The organism is Mesorhizobium sp. USDA 3734, from assembly GCF_056279665.1.
This window is the reverse complement of sequence record NZ_JBWCCW010000001.1, coordinates 7034409-7054477: the sequence shown is the minus strand read 5'-3', so window position 1 is coordinate 7054477 and position 20069 is coordinate 7034409. Positions and strand designations below refer to the sequence as shown.

At 64.8% G+C, this 20069-nt stretch carries 20 protein-coding genes; 4 read left to right on the top strand and 16 right to left on the bottom strand.

The window, feature by feature from the left end; genetic code table 11:
* Nucleotides 1-28: 28 nt before the first annotated feature.
* A complete protein-coding gene (locus ACZ89F_RS33835; RefSeq protein ID WP_476096580.1) occupies nucleotides 29-349 on the top strand; it encodes a hypothetical protein in 321 nt (106 codons plus the stop codon).
* Between the two features lie 58 nt (nucleotides 350-407).
* Here the strand turns inward: ACZ89F_RS33835 and ACZ89F_RS33830 are convergent, their stop codons facing one another.
* From ACZ89F_RS33830 to ACZ89F_RS33815, 4 genes are all read right to left on the bottom strand, one after another.
* Nucleotides 408-1352 carry a TonB family protein gene (locus ACZ89F_RS33830; RefSeq protein ID WP_476096579.1) on the bottom strand — a complete coding sequence of 315 codons (945 nt, stop codon included), beginning with the start codon at nucleotides 1350-1352 and terminating at the stop codon, nucleotides 408-410.
* Nucleotides 1349-1816 (bottom strand): TonB system transport protein ExbD, encoded by a 468-nt coding sequence (exbD, locus tag ACZ89F_RS33825; protein ID WP_476096578.1) that lies wholly within the window; start codon nucleotides 1814-1816, stop codon nucleotides 1349-1351. The genes ACZ89F_RS33830 and exbD overlap by 4 nt, the downstream gene beginning before the upstream one ends.
* A gap of 4 nt (nucleotides 1817-1820) precedes the next feature.
* On the bottom strand, nucleotides 1821-2771 hold the full coding sequence (gene exbB, locus ACZ89F_RS33820) for a tonB-system energizer ExbB (protein ID WP_476096577.1): 951 nt from the start codon (nucleotides 2769-2771) through the stop codon (nucleotides 1821-1823).
* 152 nt (nucleotides 2772-2923) lie between these two features.
* Nucleotides 2924-3721: an ATP-binding cassette domain-containing protein gene (locus ACZ89F_RS33815; protein WP_476096576.1), complete on the bottom strand. Its 798-nt coding sequence runs from the start codon at nucleotides 3719-3721 to the stop codon at nucleotides 2924-2926.
* Nucleotides 3722-4064: 343 nt separating this feature from the next.
* On the opposite strand from ACZ89F_RS33815, the gene ACZ89F_RS33810 reads away from it, so the two are divergent.
* A complete protein-coding gene (locus tag ACZ89F_RS33810) occupies nucleotides 4065-4751 on the top strand; it encodes a cysteine hydrolase family protein (RefSeq protein WP_476096575.1) in 687 nt (228 codons plus the stop codon).
* A gap of 7 nt (nucleotides 4752-4758) precedes the next feature.
* On the opposite strand, the gene ACZ89F_RS33805 is transcribed toward ACZ89F_RS33810, so the two are convergent.
* Nucleotides 4759-5700, bottom strand: a complete 942-nt coding sequence (locus ACZ89F_RS33805; protein WP_476096574.1) for an LLM class flavin-dependent oxidoreductase — start codon at nucleotides 5698-5700, stop codon at nucleotides 4759-4761.
* A 110-nt stretch (nucleotides 5701-5810) separates the two neighbouring features.
* A complete protein-coding gene (locus ACZ89F_RS33800) occupies nucleotides 5811-5966 on the bottom strand; it encodes a hypothetical protein (protein WP_111548454.1) in 156 nt (51 codons plus the stop codon).
* Between the two features lie 288 nt (nucleotides 5967-6254).
* Here ACZ89F_RS33800 and ACZ89F_RS33795 point away from each other — a divergent pair, with 288 nt between their 5' ends.
* The gene (locus tag ACZ89F_RS33795) at nucleotides 6255-7022 is read left to right on the top strand and encodes an SDR family NAD(P)-dependent oxidoreductase (RefSeq protein ID WP_476096573.1); all 768 of its coding nucleotides are present in this window, start codon (nucleotides 6255-6257) and stop codon (nucleotides 7020-7022) included.
* Nucleotides 7023-7122: 100 nt separating this feature from the next.
* Here the strand turns inward: ACZ89F_RS33795 and ACZ89F_RS33790 are convergent, their stop codons facing one another.
* The 7 genes from ACZ89F_RS33790 to ACZ89F_RS33760 all read right to left on the bottom strand — a co-directional run bounded on the left by ACZ89F_RS33790 (nucleotide 7123) and on the right by ACZ89F_RS33760 (nucleotide 14951).
* Entirely contained in the window at nucleotides 7123-8067 is a 945-nt protein-coding gene (locus tag ACZ89F_RS33790) for an ABC transporter permease (protein WP_476096572.1), read from the bottom strand.
* The gene (locus tag ACZ89F_RS33785; RefSeq protein ID WP_476096571.1) at nucleotides 8064-9119 is read right to left on the bottom strand and encodes an ABC transporter permease; all 1056 of its coding nucleotides are present in this window, start codon (nucleotides 9117-9119) and stop codon (nucleotides 8064-8066) included. Before ACZ89F_RS33785 ends, ACZ89F_RS33790 begins: the two co-directional genes overlap by 4 nt.
* Complete coding sequence (locus tag ACZ89F_RS33780) at nucleotides 9119-10630, bottom strand: ABC transporter ATP-binding protein (protein WP_476097453.1); 1512 nt, start codon at nucleotides 10628-10630, stop codon at nucleotides 9119-9121. The genes ACZ89F_RS33785 and ACZ89F_RS33780 overlap by 1 nt, the downstream gene beginning before the upstream one ends.
* Before the next feature lie 180 nt (nucleotides 10631-10810).
* The gene (locus tag ACZ89F_RS33775) at nucleotides 10811-11842 is read right to left on the bottom strand and encodes a BMP family protein (protein WP_476096570.1); all 1032 of its coding nucleotides are present in this window, start codon (nucleotides 11840-11842) and stop codon (nucleotides 10811-10813) included.
* 250 nt (nucleotides 11843-12092) lie between these two features.
* Nucleotides 12093-13298: a 3-oxoadipyl-CoA thiolase gene (gene pcaF / locus ACZ89F_RS33770; protein WP_476096569.1), complete on the bottom strand. Its 1206-nt coding sequence runs from the start codon at nucleotides 13296-13298 to the stop codon at nucleotides 12093-12095.
* A 1-nt stretch (nucleotide 13299) separates the two neighbouring features.
* The gene (locus tag ACZ89F_RS33765) at nucleotides 13300-14097 is read right to left on the bottom strand and encodes a CoA-transferase subunit beta (RefSeq protein ID WP_476096568.1); all 798 of its coding nucleotides are present in this window, start codon (nucleotides 14095-14097) and stop codon (nucleotides 13300-13302) included.
* Nucleotides 14094-14951 carry a CoA transferase subunit A gene (locus ACZ89F_RS33760; RefSeq protein WP_476096567.1) on the bottom strand — a complete coding sequence of 286 codons (858 nt, stop codon included), beginning with the start codon at nucleotides 14949-14951 and terminating at the stop codon, nucleotides 14094-14096. The genes ACZ89F_RS33765 and ACZ89F_RS33760 overlap by 4 nt, the downstream gene beginning before the upstream one ends.
* 121 nt (nucleotides 14952-15072) lie before the next feature.
* On the opposite strand from ACZ89F_RS33760, the gene ACZ89F_RS33755 reads away from it, so the two are divergent.
* On the top strand, nucleotides 15073-15843 hold the full coding sequence (locus ACZ89F_RS33755) for an IclR family transcriptional regulator domain-containing protein (protein ID WP_476096566.1): 771 nt from the start codon (nucleotides 15073-15075) through the stop codon (nucleotides 15841-15843).
* 250 nt (nucleotides 15844-16093) lie between these two features.
* Here the strand turns inward: ACZ89F_RS33755 and ACZ89F_RS33750 are convergent, their stop codons facing one another.
* From ACZ89F_RS33750 to ACZ89F_RS33740, 3 genes are read right to left on the bottom strand one after another with little or no spacing between them, the layout of a single operon-like run.
* Nucleotides 16094-17395 (bottom strand): NAD(P)/FAD-dependent oxidoreductase, encoded by a 1302-nt coding sequence (locus ACZ89F_RS33750; RefSeq protein WP_476096565.1) that lies wholly within the window; start codon nucleotides 17393-17395, stop codon nucleotides 16094-16096.
* A 2-nt stretch (nucleotides 17396-17397) separates the two neighbouring features.
* Entirely contained in the window at nucleotides 17398-18780 is a 1383-nt protein-coding gene (locus ACZ89F_RS33745; protein ID WP_476096564.1) for a glutamine synthetase family protein, read from the bottom strand.
* A 5-nt stretch (nucleotides 18781-18785) separates the two neighbouring features.
* On the bottom strand, nucleotides 18786-20069 hold the full coding sequence (locus ACZ89F_RS33740) for a nucleotide disphospho-sugar-binding domain-containing protein (protein WP_476096563.1): 1284 nt from the start codon (nucleotides 20067-20069) through the stop codon (nucleotides 18786-18788).

The window sequence follows — 20069 nt, the reverse complement described above, 5'->3', positions numbered from 1 at the left end:
GGCTGGAATTGCCAAGGGGGACCTTCACATGAACATGATTGCCAACATCAGAAGCGTCGACGTCAAGGAAAGCATTTTCAGCCGGCTCGACGCCCTGATCGCAAGGCAACCGCCATCGCCTGACGCCGCGCGGGTCGAGGCCCGCCAACTCGTCTCGATGGCAATTGCCGAGAGCTGCCAGGCCGACAGTCTCTGGGGCGCGGTGGACGCCTTCCACGCTCATTTCGATTTCATGATGCAAACCATCGGGATCAACGGTGCCGACGACCCGAGCCTCAGGCTTCTGCGCACGAAATGCCGCTTCTATCTGGAGCAGGTCCAGGCCCTGTGCCTGTCGCAGAGCTACTGACCGACTGCAGTTCGCGCGAACGGCCGATGGCACCCGTTCGATCGGATCGAGGCCGACTTTAATTGCGCAGGTTGAAGACGAATGGCGCCGTGCGGCTTTGGCGACCACCAAGTTCTGGCGGTGGTGCCGGCACGGTAGCTCCCTGAAGCACGGAAAGTGCCGCTCGGTCCAAGGCGGCATTGCCGGAGGAGCGGGTCAGCCTGGCGGAGAGGACCCGACCGGACGAGTCGACCGTAAACGTTACATAGGCACTGCCCTCGGCGCGTTGGGCCCTGGCCGCGCTCGGATAGCGCGTATGTCGGTTGATCCACGAGCGCAGCCTTGAATCCCACTTGCTGGAGTCGCCGGATCTCGACGCGGATTGTGCCGACTTCGGCGCGGCAGTCCTGGCCGCAGGCCGTGCATCGGCGCTGGCGGCGGCCACCGTCTTCGGCGGTGCCGCTTTTTCCTTCTTCGGCCGCGGCTTGGGCTTGTCGACAGGCTTTTTCGCCTTCGCCTCGACCGGTTTATTGTCCTTGACCACCTCGATCGGTTTCGGCCGCGGCAAGGGAATGACGACCTCGGGGGCAACAGCCTCGACAACATCCGGGACGACCTCGTCCGGCGGCGGCTGGTCGACCTGTTCAGCCATTTCGGTCTGGGTAGGCTCGGTCTCGTCGGGGGGAACGGCCTCCGGCTTTTCGACGACCGGCTCCGCCTTCTCGACCTGCTCTTCAGGCGTCGGCTCGGCCGTCGGTGTCGGCTCGCTCTGATCTGGCGTCACCGCGTCCAGCGCGGCAACCTGTTCCTCCACCGCCGGCATCACCACCATCGGCGCCATCTCGATCACCTGGGCCGGTGGCGGACCGCCATCTGTTTCGTTGACCATCGTGAAGTTCTGCAGGGCATAGGCGACCGCGACATGCGCTCCAAGGACCAGCGCGGCCGCACCGGCCCACAAGCCAAGGTCGCGCCAGCCGAAACGCGATAAATGGACCGAGGGCAAGGCGGCCGCCTGCATCATGGCGCCGCCGCACCAGTGGCTGCGGGCGCTGGGCCTTCGGCTGTGGGCGCCGTCTCCAAGCCGACCAGCGCGATCTTCAGATAGCCGGCTCCGCGCAGCAGGTTCATCGCCTCCATCAGGTCGCCATAGGCGACCGCCTTGTCGGCGCGCAGGAAGATGCGCGTCTGCTTGTCGCCTTTTGTCCTGCTGTCCAGCGTCGCGGCGAAAGCCGGGCGCGGCACGCTATCGTTGCCGATCGCCAGCGTCAGATCGTCCTTCAGCGTCAGGAACAGCGGCGTTTCGGGCCGCGGCGCGGGCGTTGCGGTCGAGCCCGGCAAGTCGACATTGACATCCACCGTCGCCAGCGGCGCCGCGACCATGAAGATGATCAGCAGCACCAGGATGACATCAATGAAGGGAGTGACGTTGATCTCGTGGCTTTCCTCGAGATCGTCATCCATGGTCTGTCGGATTCTGCTTGCCATGGCGCTACTCCGCCGCCAGCGCCGCTGCCGGCGCGACGGTGCGGAAGTCGAGGTCGCGGCTGACCAGCCGTTCAACGCCCGCCGAGGCATCGGCCAGGATCTGCCGGTAGCCAGCTATCGAGCGGGCAAAGACGTTGTAGATAACGACGGCCGGTATCGCCGCGACGAGGCCCATCGCGGTGGCCAGCAGCGCTTCGGCGATACCCGGCGCGACCACGGCGAGATTGGTGGTCTGCGCCTGCGAGATGCCGATGAAGGCGTTCATGATGCCCCAGACGGTGCCGAACAGGCCGACAAAGGGCGCGGTCGAGCCGATCGTCGCCAGCACGCCGGTGCCGCGCGACATGCGCCGCGATGCCGCCGCCTCGATGCGAGACAGCCGCGACGTGACCCGTTCCTTGAGGCCGTCACCGGAGACATGATCGAGCGCGCCAGCCGAAAGCGCGGTCTCCTCCTCGGCCGCCCGCACCAGCAGCGCGCCGGGGCCGCCGCTGCGGTCAAGCGCACGGCTGGCTTGCTTCAATGTGGCGGCATCACCGATCGCTCGCACGGCGCGACGGATGCGCAGCTTGCCGCCAAAAATCTCCAGCGATTTGGCCAGCCATATCGTCCAGGTGACGAGGGAGGCGAAGGCCAGCCCGATCATCACCGCCTTGACGATGATATCGGCCGCCATGAACATGCCCCATGGCGACAGGTCATGCGGCAAGGTCAGTTCCATCGCCGTCGAAGGCCCGGCCCCGGCCGGTACGGTCGGCTGGCTGGTTGGCTGTGCGGGCGCCATCGAGGCCGGCGGGGCGACTGCCGGTGCAACGGGTGCCGGGGCTGCGGGTGCCGGCGGGGTGGGCGCCTCGATCACGGGGGCGGCACCAGCCGGTTGCTGCTGGGCGGTCGCGCTACCGACCGACAGGATGACGGATGCGACCAACGCCGCCAGCAAACTATGTCTCGACAACAGCTTCTTCCTTGTTCTCACAGCGGCCGGCCGCTTTCCATCTCGGTGTTGGAGCATGATCTCTGGAAAAAACGGTTTTCCGTTTGTCCGAGAAAACCGGTATCCACTTTTCGGGGATCATGCTCTGGTTCCCGCCGCCGCATCAAATTTCGTCACTGCACATAGCCGACAGGCTGGCCGGTAACGGGGTGCGCGAACACGCCCATCTCCACGCCGAAAATGCCCTTCAGCACATCGCTGCGCATGATTTCGCCGGGCGTGCCGCGCGTCAGCAGCTTGCCGTCCCTCAGCGCGATCAGCTCGTCGCAGTAGCGCGCCGCCATATTGGGATCGTGCAGCACGACGACGACGCAGAGGTCGCGTTTGCGGCTGAGGTCCTTGACCAGCCCGAGCACCTCGACCTGGTGGGCGATGTCGAGCGCCGAGATCGGCTCGTCGAGCAGCATGACGCCGGCGTTCTGCGCCACCAGCATGGCCAGCCAGGCGCGCTGGCGTTCGCCGCCGGACAATTCGTCCACCAGCCGATCGGCAAAACCGTCCATGTCGGTCAGGGCCAGCGCCTCGTCGACATGCCGCCTGTCTTCCGCACGGAAACGGCCAAGCGCACCATGCCAGGGATAGCGTCCGAGCGTCGCTAGCTCGCGCACGGTGAGACCGGTCGCCGCCGGCGTCGTCTGCGGCAGATAGGCAAGTGCGCGGGCAAACTCGCGGGCGCCCCACTGCGGCAGCGGACGCTTGGCGAAGGTGATGGCGCCTGAGCTTGCCGGCTGCTGGCGCGCCATGAGCTTGATCAGCGTCGACTTGCCCGAACCATTGTGACCGATCAGCCCGTAGACGCGCGAGCGCTGCAGTTCGAGCGAAACCGGACCGAGCAGCGTCCGCTCGCCGACGGCGAACCGCACCGCGTCGATATGGAAGGCAGTCTGGGCATCAATTCCAGCCACTGTCATGGCTTTTCTCCAGTGCGGCCGCCCGCAATTCCAGATTCCGGCTTTCGGCAGGCCGATGCCCGGTTGACTATAAAACATGACCTTACTAGTCAACATTGAAGATGACCGCAACGATCAACAAAACGTCGCGTCGTGCCGCAAACAGCTCCCACCCGGACCAAGGTGGCACCCGCATCGTTGTCGAACCGAGTTTCACAGCGAACTGATCCGCGCCGGCAGTCCCTATCCGCGGCTGCACGACGCCCGGCGCTTTGCCGCTTCGCGTTGGGGCCACCGCCCCCGGGTGGACGGCTGCTGCTTCGCCGGTCAGGATGGACCTCACAATCGGTGAGGAGAGCCCCGGATGATCAAGGCAACGCCCTTCGACTTCCCCTATGACGGCCGGCTGGTGGCCGAAAACACCGCGCTGATCGTCATCGACCTGCAGCAGGATTTCCTGTCGACATCAGGCTATTTCGCCAGGCAGGGCTACGACCCCTCGCCGCTCAGGGCGATCCTGCCCGCCGTGAACCGGCTGATATCAGCCGCCCGCAAAGCCGACGTCAGGATCATCCACACCAGGCAGGGCTATAGGGCTGACATGGCCGACATGACGCCCTACGAGACATGGCGCCGCAAGCGCGCCGGCCTCGAAGGCACCGAAATCCTGCTGCGCTCGGGCCCGGGGTTCCAGATCGTTCCGGAGATCGACGTCGCGCCGCATGACATCATCATCGACAAGACCTGCAACAGCGCCTTCACCTATACGGATTTGGAGCTCGTCCTGCGCGCGCAAGGCATCACGCATCTGCTGTTTTCCGGATGCACCACGGATGTCTGCGTCCACACCACGCTGCGCGAGGCCTGCGACCGCAATTTCCAATGCTTGACGATCTCGGACGCCTGCGCCAGCGGCGACAGACAAGCGCACGAGGCAGCGCTTCACATGGTGACGGTCGAGGACGGCGTCTTCGGCGCTCTGACGGATTCAGTCGCCGTCATCGAAGGCCTGTCGCGGCTCGGCAACAGGCAGGGAACAACAAAAGACTGAAGGACCCTCAGCCCGTTGCGCGCGTCTCCAGTCCTGCACGAGAAAGATACGCCCCAGGCTGGAATGCGTCGGTCTCGCGACGCGCCAGCGAGTTGCGCAATAGGGCGATCGTTTCCCGGCCGACCGTTGCGATCTCGCGCGGCGTGTCGACGCCGACGATCATGAATTCATCGATCCCGAGAGCCGCATAGGCAAGCAGCGACAGGGCGGCCTGTGCCGGTGGCCCGGAAAGGTCGACCGCCTTGTGGCCGATGGCGGAAGCGCCCTGGTGAATCCTGACCGGAAGCGCAAAGCGCAGCTTGCCGGCGCGGCCGTGCTCGGCAGCGGCACCGCGCACCCGCTCCATCAACTGCCGAACCTCGTCGATCGAGCCCGGCGCCAGTTCGAAGACATCGGCATGCCGGCCGGCCACCTTGAGCGCCGTTCCGGATTGCCCGCCCATGCGGATGATCAGGTCGGCGCCGTGCGGTCCCTTGCGCGGCACATAGCCGCCCTTGATGCTGTAGAACGCGCCTTCATGGTCGAAGGGCCGATCATTCGACCACAGCCGCTTGAGCAGCACCAGATATTCGTCGATGCGCTGCCATATGACGGTATGCCCGACCGGGCGTGTTTCGGCATCGTCGTCGCTCAGCGGCTCGCTGAGCATCCTCAGCGCCAGCCGCCCGCCGCTCTTGGCATCGATGGCAGCCAGCTGCCGCGCCGCCACTGTCGGCTCGATCACGCCCGCCCAGTGGGTAAGGACGACCTCCAGCGACGAGGTGCGGTCCAGCACCTGGGTGGCAAGATCCATGTTGGTCAGCAGCCCGGCCGAATCGTCGACGACGATCTTGCGGAAGCCGCCATCCTCGATCAGCCCGAGCTTGGTCGCGGTCTCGGCAAAGTCGTAGAAAAAGGGAACTGCGGCGTCGGCCGTCTTGCCGGGAACATGCGTGAACTCGATCGGCATTGCCATCTCCTCCATTGTGTCGGGCGCGCGAAAGCGCACCGAGGATTCGGTTCATTCAACTCCGATTGCCTGGAAACGGTGGGGCAGCTAACCCCGGTCGATCTGACGACTCAGGGAATAAGACCCAGAACAACGGCCCCGGTGAACACAAACGCAAGGGCAAAGACGAGATAGGCGAAGGCACCGGCATAGGCCGGGCGAAAGGCCTGGGCATTGGCCAGCCTCTGGCCGCTGCGATCCGTCTGGGCGTTCTGGATATAGGACATATCGGCCTCCGTCTCGTCTGTTAATCTATAAAACTTGTAGACTTTGTCGATTGCTATTTTTCGGCCTTGGGCAGAATAATTTTCTCCTTTGCGGCTCAAAATTGGCAGTCACTTGCTGAGAAGACGCATCCGAACGATCGATCGACATGGCACGTCCGTTTCGTTTCTGCGTCTGAATGGACCCATGGCCTTGCCCTCGCTGCACCCAATTCGTGGATTGGCCGCCCGGCGCGGGCGCGGTAGCATCGCCTGACCAGCAGAGCGAGATCATCGAACAGGGGCAGGAAAATGGGCACAAGACTGGCCGGCAAGGTCGCCATCATTTCGGGCGGCGCGACGGGAATGGGTGGGGCGGCCTCGGAGCTGTTCGCCGCGGAAGGCGCCAAGGTGGCGATCATCGACCGCAATAGCGAGGCGGCCGCCGCAACCGCGGCGACAATCAGGGCGCGCGGCCACGTCGCCGAGCATTTTGTCGCCGACGTCGCCGACGAGGCCCAGGTCGAAGCGGCGGTGAAAGGGGCGACTGAAAAGCTCGGCCCGGTCACCGTGCTGTTCAACCACGCCGGCACCATAGTGATAAAGCCGTTCCTGGAGACGACGGTGCAGGAATGGGACTGGCTGCACGCCGTCAATGTGCGCTCTATGTTCCTGATGACGCGCGCCGTGCTGCCCGGCATGATTGCTGCGGGCGGCGGCTCCATCGTCTGCACCTCGTCGATCTCGGCGGTGGCGGCGACTCCCAACGAAGTGCTCTACGACACTACCAAGGGGGCCTGCCACATGTTCGCGCGCGCCATCGCCGTCGAGTTCCGCGACCGCAACATCCGCTGCAACGCGGTCTGCCCCGGCTTCATCCGCACGCCGCATGGCCTGCGCGAGGTCGCCGATCTCGGCCGGCTCGGCGTCGACGTCTCAGACGCAGCGCTGGCCGCGCAGCAAGGCCGCATCGGCGAGCCGGAAGAGGTGGCAAGGGCCGCGCTGTATCTGGCCAGCGACGAGTCGAGCTTCGTCAACGGCACGCATCTGTTCGTCGACAACGGCTTTACCGCGATGTGAGGCTTTCCAAGGTCCAGGTTCTTCGTCCCAGGGACAGCTTGGCGCCCTTCCTCTCCCCCGTCGATCGGGGGGAGAGAAGAAGGACACCAAGTCCTACTCCCTACCGCTCTTCCCTGCGAAATGGCTTGAGCAGCGCCGAAGGCGCCACCGCGTTGCGTGACATCACCGCCATGGCGACGATGGTGAAGATGAAAGGCAGCATCAGGAACGCCTCGTAGGGAATGTGCCCGAGCCCGCTGGCCTGCATGCGCAGTTGCAAGGCATCGACGAAGGCGAACAGAAGTGCTGCACCCGCCGAGCGCCATGGATCCCAGCGGCCGAACACGACCAGGGCAATCGCCACCCAGCCGCGCCCCGACACGACGCCGAAGGTGAAGGCGTTGAACTGCGCCATCGACAGGAAGGCGCCGGCCAGCCCCATCAGAGCGCCGCCGAGGACAACCGCCTGGAAGCGCGTGGCAATGACGCTGACACCGGCCGAATCGGCGGCGCGCGGGTTTTCGCCGACCATGCGCACCGACAGGCCCCATGGCGTGCGGTAGAGTATGAAAGCCGCAAGCGGGATGGCGAGAATGGCCATGTAGACCAGCGCAAACTGGTTGAACACCGCCGGCCCGAGTACCGGAATGTCGGAGAGGACCGGGATCGGCAGTGTCTGAAAACCTTTGATGTTCGGCGGCACCGACTGCTGGCCGAAGATCAGCCGGTAGAGGAAATAGGCGAGGCCCGACGAGAACAGCGTCACGCCGATGCCGCAGACATGCTGGCTGAGGCCGAGCACCACCGTGAACAGCGCATGCAGCGCGCCCATCAGCATGCCGGTCAGCACAGCCGCCAGCACGCCGAGCCACAGGCTGCCGCTGAGGCTGGCGGCGCTGAAGCCGGTCATCGCCGCCAACAGCATGATGCCTTCGATGCCGAGATTGAGCACGCCGGCCCGCTCGGAGAACATTTCGCCGAGCGTCGCGAAAGCCAGCGGCGTGGCGATGCGGATGATCGCGGCCAGGAAGCCGACCTGAAAGATCTGTTCGAACACCGCGCTCATCGGGCGGCTCCGACGCGACGGATGCGATAGGCGGTGAACAGCAGCGCCACCAGCATGGCAAGCAATGCGGTGCCCTGGATGACGTCGCTGAGGGAGGCCGGCACGCCGGTCGCACGCGACATCGCCTCGGCGCCGGTCATCACGGCAGCAAGGAAGATCGCCGCCGGCACGACGCCAAGCGGGTTGAGCCGCGCCAGCATGGCGACGACGATGCCGGAATAGCCGTAGCCCGGCGAGATGTCGCTCATCACCTGGAAATGCACGCCGCCGACCTCGCCGACGCCGGCGAGCCCGGCCAGCGCGCCGGACAGCAGCGCCGTCGAGATCAGCACGCGCTCGACATGGATGCCGCCATAGCGGGCGGCTTCCGGGTTTTCGCCGGTGACCCTGATCCTGAAGCCGAGCGTCGTACGCACGATCAGGAACCAGATCAGCGGTGCGGCGATCAGAGCCGCGACGACGCCGAGATGCAGCCGCGTGCCTTCGAGCAGCACCGGGAAATTGGCCGAATCCTCGATCGGCGGCGAGATCGGATAGCCGCTGAAACTATCCTTCCACGGCCCTTCGATCAGCGCCATAAGCGCATAATAGATGACCGAGTTGAGCAGCAGCGAACTGACGACATCGTCGACCTTGAATTTTACTCTGAGCGTGGCCGGCACCAGCGCGACTGCGGCTCCGGCCGCAGCGCCGGCCACCGCCATCAAGACCATGGCGAGCGGCCCCGGCATCGGGATGGCGCCGACAAAGCAGCTGGCCACCGCGCCGGCAAGCAACTGTCCTTCGGCGCCGATGTTCCAGAATTTGGCGCGGAAGGCGACAGCCACCGCCAGCCCGGTGAAGATCATCGGCGTGGCGCGCACCATCGTTTCGGTGATCGCATAGCTCTCACCCAGCGAGGCCGTGAACATCACGCCATAGGCTTCGAGCACGCTGGCGCCGGCCAGCGCGATGAGGCCGCTGCACAGGACAAGCGTCGCCGCGATCGCCAGCAGCGGCAAAGCCAGATTGAACCAGGCGGGCGTTGACGTGCGGACTTCCAGGCGAAACATCAGCTGTGGCCCTCCGCCCCGGTCATCATCAGGCCAAGCCGCGCGATCGTCGCATCGGCGCTGTCGAGCGTGCCGACGATGCGGCCCTCATACATCACCGCGATGCGGTCGCAGAGCACCAGCAGTTCTTCGAGATCCTCGCCAATGACGATGATGCCGCAGCCCTTGGCCCGCATGTCGAGGAACTTTTCATGGATGAAACGGGCAGCGCCGATGTCGAGGCCGCGCGTCGGCTGCGAGACGATCAGAACCTTCGGGTCGAAGGCGAGTTCGCGCGCCAAGAGCGCCTTCTGCAGATTGCCGCCGGACAGCGCCCCGGCGCGGGTCATGGGCCCAGGGCACCTGATATCATAGGCCTTGATCTGCGCCTCAGTGAAAGCGCGGATCGCATCCGGCTTGAGCAAGCCCTTGCTGCTGAACGCTGCGGTGCCGATGCGCGGCAGCACCATCGAATCGGCCAGCGGCAAATTGGTGACCAGTCCGGTCGTCATGCGGTCTTCCGGGATGCGGCCGAGACCGAGCGCCTGCACCTCGCGCGGCGAAAACCGCGAGACGTTTTGGCCGGCAATCGTCATCTGGCCGGCATCGGGCGCACGTGTCCCGGAGATCACCTCCGCCAGCGCGCGCTGGCCATTGCCCGACACGCCGGCAATGCCGAGGATTTCGCCGGCACGGACGGCAAGCGAAACATCGCGCAGCGCCGTGCCGGAATGTCGCGAGGTGGAAATACCATCGAGCGACAGAACCGCCGCATCGGGCGTCGATGGGCCTCGCGCCGGCGGCACGATCTCATGGCCGCACATCAGTGTTGCCATCTCCGAGGATGTCGTGTTGGCCGGGTCATCGACGCGCCCGGCAACGCGGCCATGCCGCAGCACCGTGCAGCGATGCGTCAGCGCCCGCACCTCGTTGAGCTTGTGCGAGATGAAGATGATGCCGAGCCCCTGCGCCGCCATCGAGCGCAACGCCGAAAACAGCCCGTCGACCTCGCTCGGCGCCAGCACCGCCGTCGGCTCGTCGAGGATCAGCAGCCTGGCGCCACGAAACAGCGCCTTGACGATCTCGAGCCGCTGCTGCTCGCCGACCGACAGCGCCGAGACCGGAAGATCGGGGTCAAGCGTCAGCCCATGCTGCCGGCCGATCTCGGCCAGCCGCGCCAGCCCGCCAGCGCGGTCGATCCGGCCTGCCTTTCCGGGAATGCCGATCAAAAGGTTTTCCAGCACCGTGAGCCGCGGCGCGAGGTGAAAATGCTGGTGCACCATGCCGATGCCGGCGGCCAGCGCATCGGCCGAACTGGTGATCCTGACCGGTTGGCCCTGGATCAGGATTTCACCGGCGTCCGGCGCATAGGCGCCGAACAGCACATTCATCAGCGTCGTCTTGCCGGCGCCGTTCTCGCCCAGCAGTCCGAGAATCTCGCCGGGCGCGACGCTGAGATCGACGGCCTCGTTCGCCTTGACGGCGCCGAAGCTCTTGGTGATGCCGCGCATTTCGATGAGTGGGGCGGGCAGTTGCAAAGCGGAATCCTGGTTGGCGCGGTTCCCCCTCCCCCTCGAGGGGAGGGTGCCGAGCAAAGCGAGGCGGGTGGGGTCGCCTCAACCGCCTCGACGTTGATTGAAGCCGGCGCGCGTCGCGTCGGTCCCCACCCGGCCCTACGGGCCACCCTCCCCCAGGGGGGAGGGATATCTGCACTAATCCGAAACCGGCGTGTTCTCATCCACGTCGACGCGGAAATTGCCTTCGAGGATCTCGGCCTTCTTCTTCTCGACCAGCTCCTTGACGTCCGCCGGCAGCGTCTTGTCGAACTTGTGGTAGGGCGCCAGATGCGAGCCGCCCTTGGCCATGCGCGAGAAATCGCCATAGTCCTGCGCGGTGAAGACGCCGGCCTTGACCAGCTTGATCGCCTGTTCGACCGTCGGATACATGTCCCAGACCGGGCCGGTGATCACCGTGTCGGGGCCGAGGTTCGACTGGTCGGACATGTTGGAGATGGCAAGGATCTTCTTGTCCACCGCCGCTTCGATGACACCGAAGCGCTCGGCGTAGATGACGTCGACACCGGCGTCGATCTGCGCGACCGCGGCTTCCTTGGCCTTTGGCGGATCGAAGAAGGAACCGATGAAGGCGACCTTCTTCTTGATGTTGGGATTGACCTCCTTGGCGCCGGCGAAGAATGCGTTGACCAGGCGGTTGACTTCGGGAATGCCCATCGCCGCGACGGCGCCGATCGTGCCCGACTTCGACATCTTGCCGGCGATCATGCCGGAGAGATAGGCCGGCTCGTGGATCCAGTTGTCGAAGACGCCGAAGTTCGGTTCCGCCGGGCCGGCACCGGAGCCGAACAGGAAGGCGGTCTTCGGGAACTGCTTGGCGGTGCGACGCGATTCACGCTCGGCGGCGAAGGCATCGCCCAGCACCAACTGATAGCCGCCTTGTGCGTATTCGCGCATGACACGGCTGAAATCGGCGGTCTGCACCTTCTCGGACCATTTGTATTCGATGCCGAGTTCCTTCTCGGCCTTCTGCAGGGCGACATGGATCTGGTTGTCCCATGGCTCTTCGATCGGCGTGGCGAAGATCGCCGCCACCTTCAGCTTCTTGTCCTTGCCGAAGGCAACGCCCGGCAGCATCGCCGCGGCGAGGCCAAGCGCGCCGAGCTCCAGCACATTGCGCCGCGAAAGCCCTTCGCGTTTTATCTGGAATCTGTTCTTCCGGTTTTCCATTGCATTCCCCTCTGTTCGACAGCCGTGTCGAGCCGGCTGTTCGTGAAAATATCAGCCTACAGCGCCGCGCGTCCTTCGGACGCGCAAAGGACGCTGTAGAATCTTAGTTCTGCGCATGACCCCGAAAATCGACTTCGATTTTCGGGGTCATGCGCTGTGAACTATGGAACGGGTCCAGACTTTTGTCCACGTGGTCAAATTTGCCCACGCACCGGATTCTTGACCTTAGCCGACCAAGAAGGACTGCCGATCAAACCCGCTCGAGCGCGATCGCGATGCCCTGGCCGACGCCGATGCACATGGTTGCCAGGCCGTAGCGGCCGCCACGCTCGCGCAGCTCCAGCGCTGCCGTGCCGGATATGCGGGCGCCCGACATGCCCAAGGGATGGCCGAGCGCGATGGCACCGCCATTCGGGTTGACGTGTTCCGCATCCTCGGCGATGCCAAGCTGGCGCAGCACGGCGATGCCTTGCGAGGCAAAGGCTTCGTTGAGCTCGATGACATCGAACTGTTTTGGCGTCAGCCCAAGCCGCGCGCAGAGTTTTTGCGTCGCCGGCGCCGGGCCGATGCCCATGATGCGCGGCGCCACGCCCGCTGCAGCACCGCCGAGGATTCGCGCGATCGGCGTCAGGCCATATTTTTTCACCGCTGCCTCGGATGCAACGATCAGCGCCGCCGCCCCGTCATTGACGCCCGACGCATTGCCGGCCGTCACCGTGCCGCCCTGCCGGAACGGCGTCGGCAGCTTGGCCAGCGCCTCGACCGTTGAGCCGGCGCGCGGATGCTCATCCTTCGAGACGACAACCGGATCGCCCTTGCGCTGCGGGATGGTCACCGCCGTGATTTCCTTGGCCAGTCGTCCATTGGCTTGTGCGGCGACCGCCTTGTCCTGACTGCGCACGGCAAAGGCATCCTGGGCCGCGCGGGAGATGGCGAACTCTTCTGCCACATTCTCGCCGGTCTCCGGCATCGAATCGACGCCATACTGCTTCTTCATCAGCGGGTTGACGAAGCGCCAGCCGATGGTGGTGTCGTAAATCTCGGCATTGCGCGAGAACGCCGTGTCGGCCTTGGGCATGACGAAGGGCGCACGGCTCATCGATTCGACGCCGCCAGCGATCATCAGCTCCGCCTCGCCGGCCTTGATGGCGCGCGCGGCAATGGTCAGCGCATCCATGCCGGAGCCGCACAGGCGGTTGACGGTCGAGCCCGGAATTTCCTTCGGCAGACCGGCCAGCAGCAGCGCCATGCGTGCCACGTTGCGGTTGTCTTCGCCGGCCTGGTTGGCGCAGCCATAGACGATATCGTCGACAGCCTGCCAGTCGATGCCGGGATTGCGCTCGACAAGCGCCTTCAGTGGGACGGCGCCGAGGTCGTCGGTTCGCACCGAAGACAGCGAACCGCCGAATCGGCCGATCGGTGTGCGGATGTAGTCGCAGATATAGGCCTCGGCCATGTCATGCAGCCTTTGCTTTTCCGGTTCCCTCATGCGCCGCCTTGGTGCGGGCCTGCAGGTCGCGCAATGTCTTGAGTTCGAGTTCGCTTGGCGCCGGCGTTTCGTCAAGCGTATCAGTGAACTTAACCACCCAGCCACAGCTCTCCTGCACCTGCTCACGGGTGACGCCGGGATGCAGCGACACCACGGTGAATTCCTTGCTCACCGGATCCGGCTTCCAGATGGCGAGGTCGGTGATCAGCAAGGTCGGGCCTGATGTGTCGATACCAAGCCGCTTGCGATGATCGCCGCCCTCGCCATGGCCGAAGGAGGTGAAGAAGTCGATCTTCTCGACCATGCCGCGCTTGGTCTGCGCCATGGTGATGTAGATCTCCTTCGACGATGTCGCGATCTCCGGCGCGCCGCCGCCGCCGGGCAGCCTGGTCTTGGGATGGAAATAGTCGCCGATGACGGTGGTGTTGATGTTGCCGAACTTGTCGAGCTGCGCAGCACCGAGGAAGCCGATGGAAATGCGGCCGCCCTGCAGCCAGTAGCGGAACATCTCCGGCACCGCGACCGTGGTGACCGCAGTCTCGCACAATTCGCCGTCGCCGATCGACAGCGGCAACACGTCAGGCGCGGTGCCGATCGTGCCGCTCTCGTAGATCAAGGTGATGTCAGGCGCATGCGTCAGCCGTGCCACATTGCAGGCTGCGGATGGCGCGCCGATGCCGACGAAGCAGACATCGTCATTCCGCAGCGCGCGGCTGGCGGCGATGGTCATCATCTCGCTAGGGGTAAAGTCCTGATTGTCGCTCATGCCGCTTTCCTCAGATGCTCGACCCGGGCCGCGAAATCGTCGGCGCTCTTGTCGATGACGTTGGCCTGCATCCAGACCTGGAATTTCTCGCGGTCGGCGGCGATCTCGTCCCATTCCAGATAGGCGGTATTGTCACGCGCATAATAGCCATGCGCGTAGGACGGATGCGAACCGCCGGGCACGACCGATATCGCCGCGATCGTCCAGCGCGGCAGCACAGTCAAATTGGGGTGCAGATCGTCGAAATTGTCGACCACTTCCTCGACCGTCACCACGGCACGTTTGGCAGCCAGCACGGCTTCCTTCTGGATGCCGATGATGCCTTCGACCAGCACATTGCCTTTCCGGTCGGCCTTCTGCGCATGGATGAAGGTGACATCGGGCCGGATCGAGGGGACGGCGGCCAGCACCTCGCCGGTGAACGGACAGGTGACGGACTTGATGTTCGGATTGACCGCCGCGAGGCCCGCGCCGCGATAGCCGCGAAACACGGCGCAAGGCAGACCGGCAGCACCCGCCTCATAGGCATTGGCCATGCCGGCATGGCTGTGTTCCTCGATTTCGAGTGAGCGCGGAAAGCCGTTCTCGATGGCGTCGCGGGCGCGCCGCAGCAGGCCGACGCCGGGATTGCCGACATAGGAGAAGACGATCTTCTTCGCCATGCCCATGCCGATCATCTGGTCGTAGATCAGGTCCGGCGTCATGCGGATCAGGGTCAGGTCGCGAAACCCCTGGCGGATCGCCTCATGCGCCGCCGCCGTCGGGATCAGATGGGTGAAGCCCTCGAAGGCGACAGAGTCACCACTGTTCAAATTCTCCGCAACAGCCTGTTTGAGCGGCAGGAACTTGACCATCGCATCGGCTCCGGATTCGATAAAGTTCGCATTGCGAACATATGTTTTATATGTGATACTTTCTACGCTGAGCGAGGGCGTGGAGTCAATCCTGACGCCAATGCCGTTCCGCGGAGACAAGATGGACGAAGAGGCTGTTTCCCGTGATCATGTCGGCTCGCTCGAACGCGGCCTTGCCGTCATGGAGATCCTGGCCCGGCACCCCTCGGGAATGACGCTGACCGAAATGGCCGAGGAAGCAGGCCTGACCCGCGCCGGCGCCCGCCGCTTCCTGCTGACGCTCACCGCCACCGGCTACGCCACCCAGGCCGGCCGTGTGTTCTCGCTGTCGCCGCGCCTGCTGACGGTTGCCCGCACCTGGCTCGGTGGCGCATCGCTATGGAGCTTCGCCGCACCCATCATGCGCGCCGTCGCAGCGCAACTGAACGAGGCCTGCTCGGCGGCCATCCTATCTGGCCAGGATGTCGTCTATGTCGCCCGCATTCCCGGCCGCCGCATCCTCAGCGTGTCGCTCGATGTTGGCACCAGACTGCCGGCCCATTGCACCTCGATGGGGCGCATCTTGCTTGCTGGCTTGACGCCTCCGGAATTGGACGCATTCCTCGGCCAGGCGACGATCGAGCGGCGGACGCCGAAGACGATCACCGAAAGGCCTTTACTGGCCAAGGCCATCACCAAAGCGAAGGTCGATGGTTTTGCCATTGTCGACGAGGAACTGGAACTCGGCCTGCGCTCGATCGCCGTGCCGATCCGCGACCGCACCGGAAGCACGGTCGCGGCAATCAATGTCTCGACCCAGTCGGCCCGGCTTTCGGTCGCGGAGATGGAACGGGAAATCCTCCCGGCGCTGCTTGGAGCCAAGCAACGGATTGAAGACTTCTTTGTGGTTTAGAAACCGAGGTCTCAGCAGCAAAAGAACGTTGACGCGGAGGGACAGCACCCCTCTCTGTCCTGCCGGACATCTCCCCCGCAAGGGGGGAGATTGGCAGTTTCAGCGCTCCGCTCACTCTTGCAACGCTGGAGGTTAGCGAAAGCCGGGATGACAGCCGATCTCCCCCCTTGCGGGGGAGATGTCCGGCAGGACAGAGGGGGGTGTGAAGGATCGCTACGGTACTATTCTGTGCCGCTGCGGCAATGCCCCCTCAATGCCTGATCCGGTCACGCATGGCGTACCACAGCATGCCGAGCACATAGAGCGGGCCGCGCAGCGCCGTGCCGCCGGGGAACGGCATCGGGGTCAGCGTCGAGAACAAATCGAGCCGCGAGGCGTCGCCGGTGATCGCTTCGGCCAGGAGCTTGCCAGACAGCGTCGACAGGATGACGCCCTTGCCGGAATAGCCATGCGCGAAATAGACCTCGCCATAGTGCCCGACATGCGGCAGCCGCGACGTCGTCACCGACACCAGCCCGCCCCAGGCGTGATCGATACGGCAGCCCTGCAGTTGCGGAAAGGTCTTCTCCATATGCGGCCGCACGAAGCCGGCGATATCGGCCGGCGGTGACGGCGTGTAGCGCTCGCCGCCGCCGAACAGCAGGCGTCCATCCGCCGACATGCGGTAGTAGTTGACGACGAATCGGGTGTCGGACACCGCGACATTGGCCGGGATGACATTGCGCTTGCCCTCAAGCGGCTCGGTGGCGACGATGTAGTTGCCGACCGGCATGATGCGGCTGTTGACGCGCGGCTCCAGCCCATTGAGCAGCGCATCGCCCGCCAGCACGACATGCTTGGCGCGCACCGAACCCTTTGACGTCGAGACCCGGATCGAAGGCTCGCGCTCCAGGCGCACGGCCACCGAGTTCTCGTGGATGGTGACGCCGGCAGCTATCGCGGCGCGGGCAAGGCCGAGCGTGTAGTTGAGCGGGTGCATGTGGCCGCCGAGCGGCTCGTACATCGCGCCATGATATGATGTGTCGACCTTGGCTCGGGCTTCAGCCGCCGAGAGGATTTCGGCGTGCGGGAACTTCATCACCGTGGCCAGGCACTCGGCCTCTTCCTCGAGATCCCTAAGATCGGAGCCGTTGACCGCGCCGACCAGGTGGCCGGTCAGCCTGAGATCGCAATCGATGGCGTGGCGCTCGATGATGTCGAGCACCAGCCCACGCGCCTCGAAGGCGAGGTCGAACAGCGCTTTTGCCCGTTCGGGCCCATAGAGCTTGACCAGGCCCTTGGCGCCCTTGCGCAGGCCGGGGATCATCTGGCCGCCATTGCGGCCCGATGCGCCCCAACCGATCTTGCCGCCTTCGAGCAGCACCACCTTCAGGCCGCGCTCGGCGGCGTGAAGGGCGGCGGACAACCCCGTGCAACCGCCGCCGACGACCACCAGGTCGGCGTCGACATCGCCGACCAGCGCCGGATGGTCCGGCGCCGGATTGGCCGTCGCAACATAATAGGATTTGCCGATATCGAGGCCCGAATTGAAACCCGTTGAACTGGAAGCCATGATCACACCTTCAGCAGCAGGTGGTCGCGTTCCCAGCTCGTCACCACGCCCTGGAACAGGTCGAGTTCGATGCTCTTGACGCGCAGATAGGTCTGGAAGAAATCCTCGCCGAGCAGTTCCCGCACCGGGCCGCAAGCCTCGAAACGGTCAAGCGCCTCCTCCATGGTTTTCGGCAGCGTGCTCTTGATCTTGTAGGCATTGCCCGAGGCCTCGGGCGACCGCGCGAGTTTCTGTTCGACGCCGAGATAGCCGGCAAGCAGCGAGCCGGCGATTGCCAGATAGGGATTGGAATCCGCACCCGGAAGCCGGTTCTCCACCCGCCGAGCGGCGCGGCCACCGGCCGGCACGCGCAAGCCACAGGAACGGTTGTCATGCGACCATTCGATGTTGGCCGGCGCGCTGTGGTTCGGCCTTATGCGGCGAAACGAATTCACGTTGGGCGCAAACAGCGGCATGATTTCGGGGACATATTTTTGCAGGCCGCCGATGAAATGGCCGAACATTTCGGTGTCGGCATCGTCGCTGCCGGCAAACAGCGTCTTGCCAGCCTCGTCGATGATGGACATGTGCAGATGCATCGAGCTTCCCGCCTGGGCGGCAATCGGCTTGGCCATGAAGGTGGCATGCATGCCGCTCTGCTGCGCGGCCTGGCGCGTCAAACGCTTGAACAGCAGCACCTTGTCGGCCAGCGGCAACGCGTCGCCGTGCAGGAAGTTGATCTCCAGCTGTGCCGTACCCGATTCGTGGATCAGCGTGTCGAGCGGCAATCCGGCCGCCGCCGCATAGTCATAGATGCGGCGGATCACCGGCTCGAATTCCTCCAGCGCGGCCATGTCATAGGGATGCTGCACGGTCTCGGTTCGGCCATTGGCGCCGACCGGCGCGGTCAGCGGCCGGTCGGGATCGGGATTGGGCGCGGTCAGATAGAATTCCACCTCGGGTGCCACCACTGCCCGCCAGCCGCGCTTGGCATAGAGATCGAGCACAGCCCGCAGCACATGGCGCGGCGAGGCCATCCATGGCCGACCATCCATATGGAAGGCATCGGCAAAGACATAGGCCTTATCAGCAGCGGCGCCGGGCGCCAGGCAGAGCGTCGAAACGTCGGGCACCATGCGCATGTCCGGGTCCGAATAGGCAAAACCCTCGTCGATCGAGCCGGAGTAGCGGCCGTCGATGCTGACCAGGAAAGCGCTGCTCGGCAGATAGAGCGCGCGGTCTTCCAGCGCTTGAAGGAATTTGGCCGTCGGCAAAGCCTTGCCGCGCAGGACGCCGTTCATGTCGGGCACCAGGCACTCGACCTCGTTGATGCCGTTCTGGGCCAGCCAGCTCTTGGGATCGTTGCTGCTGGAGAGCGAGGTATTCGTCGTGTTTTTGTCAGGCATTTCGTTCATGTCCGTATCAGAGAGAGTATGGCTTGCGCGGCCACATCCGTTCCGGGTTTCAGCGCCATCTGGGCTGCATTCCCCTTCAGGCGTGCGCGCATGGCATCGTCGGCCAGCAGGCCGAGAATGGCTCTCTCCAATACTCCTTCGGTCCAGGCGTCACGGCCGATATGGCCACCGACGCCGGTCTCTCCGGCGCGGCGCGCATTGTCGTGTCCGTCCCAGCAATAGGGCATGATCAGCGACGGCACGCCGAAGCGCAGCGCCTCGCAAAAGCTGTTGTTGCCGCCGTGATGGATGAACAGGTCGGATTTCGCCACCACCGACGGCTGCGGAAACCAGGCGTCGAGATAGACATTGTCAGGCACCGCGCGATAGGCGTCGCGCAGGCCGCCGGCATTGACGATGAAGCGGGCCGGAAGCTTGTCGAACACCGCCAGCATGCGTTCGATCAGCCCGACATCCATGGCGCCCAGGCTGCCGAAGCTGACATAGACCAGCGGCCCGCCATTGCGCGGAAACACCGGCACCTCGAATGGCCCTTCCGAACGCACGCAGCCTTCGAGATAGACGAAGCGATCGGGGTCGAGCGGCTCGGCGCGCTCGCGGCGCACGATCGAAGGCGTCAACAGCAAATTGAGGTCGGGCGACGTCTCCAGGAACAGGCCCTTCGGCAGCGGCGCAAGACCGGCATCCATCCGGAAGCGGTTGAAGCGGTCATGCGCCGGCGCCGAGGCGCTGAGATAGCGGGCCTCGAACGCCGCGCGTTGCGGGTCGCCGACGCCAAGCCCCGACAGATAGGGTGGCACGTTGGCGTCCGGCAGCTCGGTCTCGGCACAGGAGACGACGCGCACCCAAGGGCAGCCGGCGGCGGCGATCGCCGGGAACATGATGACATTGTCGAGCACCACCGCGTCCGGCTTCAGCCGCCCCAGCAATTGGCGCAGCGGCGCCTCGGCATTGACGGCTGTGTCGACGATCGCCTGCCAGGTCGGCGCGACATAGGTTTCCAGCTGGTCGATCGGGCTCAGCCTGAAATGCGGCAGGTGCCGGCGCACGAAGGCCTGCCAGTAGCTCTGGCGTTCGCTGTCGCTCAGCGGCTCGTCGGTCGGCAACTGGTATTCCTGGAAACCATAGTCGGCAAAGACGCCGGAGAAGCCGGCATGGCAGATGAAGACAGGCCGGGCGCCCTTGGCACGCAGCGCCTGCGCGATGCCGACGCAATTCAACGCCGCGCCGAAACTGGCTTCGGGGAACAGCGCGATGGTCGGGCTGGCTTTACGCGTCAA